Source organism: Klebsiella sp. MS 92-3 (genome assembly GCF_000195655.1).
In the GTDB taxonomy this organism is placed as follows: domain Bacteria; phylum Pseudomonadota; class Gammaproteobacteria; order Enterobacterales; family Enterobacteriaceae; genus Klebsiella; species Klebsiella pneumoniae.
In genome coordinates this window covers 11399-15608 of sequence record NZ_GL882724.1, presented here as the reverse complement: position 1 = coordinate 15608, position 4210 = coordinate 11399, and the positions used below count along the sequence as shown (strand labels likewise).

The following is a 4210-nucleotide window of genomic DNA, read 5'->3' as shown; positions in this document are numbered from 1 at the left end:
AAAAAAAAAAAAAAAAAAAAAAAAAAACCAGACGAAAGCCGACGTCACGGCCGAATCCGTTTTTATGCTCAAGCGGCGCCAGGTGCTGAAAATGCTGGGCATCAGCGCGACCGCGCTTTCCCTTCCCGCCGCCGCGCAGGCCGACCTGCTGGACTGGTTTAAAGGCCACGACCGCCCGCCAGCGCCAGCGGGCAAGGCCCTGGAGTTTGCTAAACCCGCCGAGTGGCAGGCTAATCTGACGCTTACCCCGGAAGATAAGGTCGCCGGTTACAATAATTTTTATGAATTCGGCCTCGATAAAGCCGATCCGGCGGCGAACGCGGGTAGCCTGCGCACCGATCCCTGGACGCTCACCATCGGTGGCGAAGTGGCGAAACCTCTGACCCTTGACCATGACGATCTGACCAAACGCTTCCCGCTGGAAGAGCGCATTTATCGTATGCGCTGTGTGGAAGCCTGGTCGATGGTGGTCCCCTGGGTCGGCTTCCCGCTGCATAAACTGCTGGCGCTGGTGGAGCCCACCAGCAGCGCGCGCTATGTGGCCTTCAAAACCCTCTATGCTCCGGATCAAATGCCCGGCCAGAAAGACCGGTTTATCGGCGGGGGGCTCGCTTACCCTTACGTGGAGGGGCTACGGCTGGATGAAGCGATGCACCCGCTGACGCTACTCACCGTCGGGGTGTATGGCAAAGCGCTGCCGCCGCAAAACGGCGCGCCGGTCCGCCTGACCGTGCCGTGGAAGTACGGTTTTAAAGGCATAAAATCCATTGTTAGTATCGAGCTGACCCGCGAGCGGCCGCCAACCACCTGGAACCTGGCGGCGCCGGACGAATACGGCTTCTTCGCCAACGTCAATCCGCACGTCGATCACCCCCGCTGGTCGCAGGCTAGCGAGCGGTTTATCGGCGCCGGCGGCGTGCTCGATGTGAAGCGTCAACCGACGTTGCTGTTTAATGGCTATGCCGACGAAGTGGCGTCGCTGTATCGCGGCATGAATCTGCGGGAGAACTTCTAGTGCGTTTCACCGTCAAACAGATCGTCTGGCTGAAGGTTTTACTTCACCTTGCGGGGTTTTTGCCGCTGGTCTGGTTATTCTGGGCCGGGCACCAGGGCTACTTTAGCGCCGATCCAGCCAAGGATATCCAGCACTTTACCGGCAGAATGGCGCTTAAGTTTCTGCTGGCGACGCTGCTGGTCTCTCCGCTGGCGCGCTATGCGAAGCAGCCATTATTGATTCGCGTTCGTCGCCTGTTAGGTTTATGGTGTTTTGCCTGGGCGACGCTGCACCTGACCAGCTATACCCTACTGGAGCTGGGCATTAACAATCTGGCGCTGCTGGGCTCGGAGATTATCACCCGCCCCTATCTGACATTGGGCATGATCAGCTGGGCGATTCTGCTGGCGCTGGCGGTGACCTCCACGCAAGCGATGCAGCGAAAACTGGGGCGTCGCTGGCAACTTTTACACAACTTCGTCTATCTGGTGGCGATCCTCGCGCCGATACACTACCTGTGGTCAGTGAAGATCGTCTCGCCGCAGCCCGTTATATATGCCCTGCTGGCAGCAGGGCTATTGACATGGCGTTACAAGAAGTTCCGCCAGTGGTGGCGCGCAATCCGGTAATGTGCAGTTTCCCGCAGATCCTTTATCAACCGCGACTCTTTTTCAGATAGCGGTTGATAATCTTCCCTGATAAGACCAGTATTTAGCTGCCAATTGCTACGAAATCGTTATAATGTGCGACTTTGGTTTTCCTGACGGGGTTTTCTGACCCTGAAAAGGTGACAAGGGCGCATTGAAGGTATATGTTGTTTTTTACCCGAAAATGGCAGGAGATCGCCACACAATGGCAGTGAAGTTTCACATTTTGCTTTTGAATGGTCCAAACATTAACATGCTCGGTACCCGCGAGCCTGAGAAGTATGGCCCTCTCACGCTGGCTGAAATTGTTAACCGTTTAACATCTGAAGCGGCGGCGCTGAATGTGAGTCTGGATCACCTGCAGTCCAACGCGGAGCATGCGTTAATCGACCGAATTCATCAGGCTAAAGACAACGTGGACTATATCCTGATTAATCCGGCCGCGTTCACGCATACCAGCGTAGCAATCCGTGACGCTTTGCTCGCCGTGAACATCCCGTTTATCGAGATTCACCTGAGCAATGTGCATGCACGCGAACCCTTCCGCCAGCACTCGTATCTGTCAGATGTCGCCGCTGGCGTCATTTGCGGGCTGGGGGCGGATGGTTATTCATACGCTTTACAGACGGCGGTAAAACGCCTGTCACAATCACACTAAACAAAGAGTACGGAACCCACTCATGGATATTCGTAAGATTAAAAAACTGATCGAGCTGGTTGAAGAATCAGGTATCTCCGAACTGGAAATTTCTGAAGGCGAAGAGTCTGTTCGCATCAGCCGCTCTGCACCGGCCGCAAGCTATCCGGTTATGCAGCAGGCTTATGCTGCGCCGATGATGCAGCCTCAGGCGCCTGCCGCCGCGACTGCCGCACCAGCTGCTGCGGCTGAAGCGCCGGCGAAAGCGGAAATCAGTGGTCACATCGTACGTTCCCCGATGGTTGGTACTTTCTATCGTACGCCGAGCCCGGACGCGAAAGCGTTTGTGGAAGTTGGCCAGAAAGTTAACGTGGGCGACACCCTGTGCATCGTCGAAGCGATGAAAATGATGAACCAGATCGAAGCCGACAAAGCCGGCGTGGTGAAAGCCATTCTGATCGAAAGCGGCCAACCGGTAGAATTCGACGAGCCGCTGGTAGTTATCGAGTAACGAGGCGAACATGCTGGATAAAATTGTCATCGCTAACCGTGGCGAGATCGCACTGCGCATCCTGCGTGCCTGTAAAGAACTGGGCATCAAGACTGTCGCTGTGCACTCCACTGCGGATCGCGATCTAAAACACGTATTGTTAGCGGATGAGACGGTCTGCATCGGTCCGGCTCCGTCCGTAAAAAGCTATCTGAACATTCCGGCCATTATCAGCGCCGCTGAGATCACTGGCGCGGTAGCGATTCACCCGGGTTATGGCTTCCTCTCTGAGAACGCTAATTTTGCTGAGCAGGTTGAGCGTTCCGGTTTCATCTTCATCGGCCCGAAAGCCGACACTATCCGCCTGATGGGCGACAAAGTGCCCGCCATCACCGCCATGAAGAAAGCTGGCGTTCCGACCGTTCCAGGTTCTGATGGCCCGCTGGGCGACGACATGGACGCTAACCGCGCCCATGCCAAACGCATCGGCTATCCGGTGATCATCAAAGCCTCCGGCGGCGGCGGCGGTCGCGGTATGCGCGTTGTACGTAGCGACGCTGAACTGGCGCAATCCATCTCCATGACCAAAGCGGAAGCCAAAGCGGCTTTCAACAACGACATGGTCTACATGGAGAAATACCTGGAAAACCCACGCCACATTGAAATTCAGGTGCTGGCGGATGGTCAGGGTAACGCGATCTATCTGGCTGAACGCGACTGCTCCATGCAGCGCCGTCATCAGAAAGTGGTCGAAGAAGCGCCGGCGCCGGGCATCACCCCGGAACTGCGTCGCTACATCGGCGAGCGTTGCGCGAAAGCCTGTGTGGATATCGGCTACCGCGGGGCGGGTACCTTTGAGTTCCTGTTCGAAAACGGCGAGTTCTACTTCATTGAAATGAACACCCGTATCCAGGTAGAGCATCCGGTAACTGAAATGATCACCGGCGTTGACCTGATCAAAGAGCAGCTGCGTATCGCAGCCGGCCAGCCGCTGTCCATCAAGCAGGATGAAGTGGTAGTTCGCGGCCATGCGGTGGAATGCCGTATCAACGCCGAAGACCCGAACACCTTCCTGCCGAGCCCGGGCAAAATCACCCGTTTCCACGCGCCGGGTGGCTTTGGCGTGCGCTGGGAGTCACATATTTACGCCGGTTACACCGTACCGCCGTACTATGACTCCATGATCGGTAAACTGATCTGCTACGGCGAAAGCCGTGACGTGGCGATTGCCCGCATGAAGAATGCGCTGCAGGAGCTGATCATCGATGGCATCAAAACCAACGTCGATCTGCAGATGCGCATTATGAGCGACGAGAATTTCCAGCATGGTGGCACCAATATCCACTATCTGGAGAAAAAACTCGGCTTGCAGGAAAAATAATTCTGCTCTCTCAGCAAAAGGGCCGGGGGAAACGCCCCCCCCCCCCCCCCCCCCCCCCCCC

General features: G+C 56.2%; 5 protein-coding genes. All 5 read left to right on the top strand.

Annotated elements, in window-relative coordinates; genetic code table 11:
- The coding region (gene msrP, locus HMPREF9538_RS24650; protein ID WP_009483996.1) for a protein-methionine-sulfoxide reductase catalytic subunit MsrP at window positions 1-1015 on the top strand (1015 nt) is incomplete at its 5' end.
- Window positions 1015-1623, top strand: coding sequence for a protein-methionine-sulfoxide reductase heme-binding subunit MsrQ (gene msrQ, locus HMPREF9538_RS24655; protein ID WP_004185869.1), 609 nt, complete (start codon window positions 1015-1017; stop codon window positions 1621-1623). The genes msrP and msrQ, both read left to right, overlap by 1 nt.
- Before the next feature lie 223 nt (window positions 1624-1846).
- Window positions 1847-2299, top strand: a complete 453-nt coding sequence (gene aroQ, locus HMPREF9538_RS24660) for a type II 3-dehydroquinate dehydratase (RefSeq protein ID WP_004174104.1) — start codon at window positions 1847-1849, stop codon at window positions 2297-2299.
- Between the two features lie 22 nt (window positions 2300-2321).
- Entirely contained in the window at window positions 2322-2789 is a 468-nt protein-coding gene (gene accB, locus HMPREF9538_RS24665; protein WP_002918736.1) for an acetyl-CoA carboxylase biotin carboxyl carrier protein, read from the top strand.
- A gap of 10 nt (window positions 2790-2799) precedes the next feature.
- The gene (accC, locus tag HMPREF9538_RS24670) at window positions 2800-4149 is read left to right on the top strand and encodes an acetyl-CoA carboxylase biotin carboxylase subunit (RefSeq protein ID WP_009483995.1); all 1350 of its coding nucleotides are present in this window, start codon (window positions 2800-2802) and stop codon (window positions 4147-4149) included.
- Window positions 4150-4210 lie beyond the last annotated feature (61 nt).

Excerpts from the sequence above, each read along its gene's own strand:
- aroQ (WP_004174104.1), top strand. The coding sequence starts at position 1,847 with ATGGCAGTGAAGTTTCACATTTTGCTTTTGAATGGTCCAAACATTAAC.
- accB (WP_002918736.1), top strand. The coding sequence starts at position 2,322 with ATGGATATTCGTAAGATTAAAAAACTGATCGAGCTGGTTGAAGAATCA.
- accC (WP_009483995.1), top strand. The coding sequence starts at position 2,800 with ATGCTGGATAAAATTGTCATCGCTAACCGTGGCGAGATCGCACTGCGC.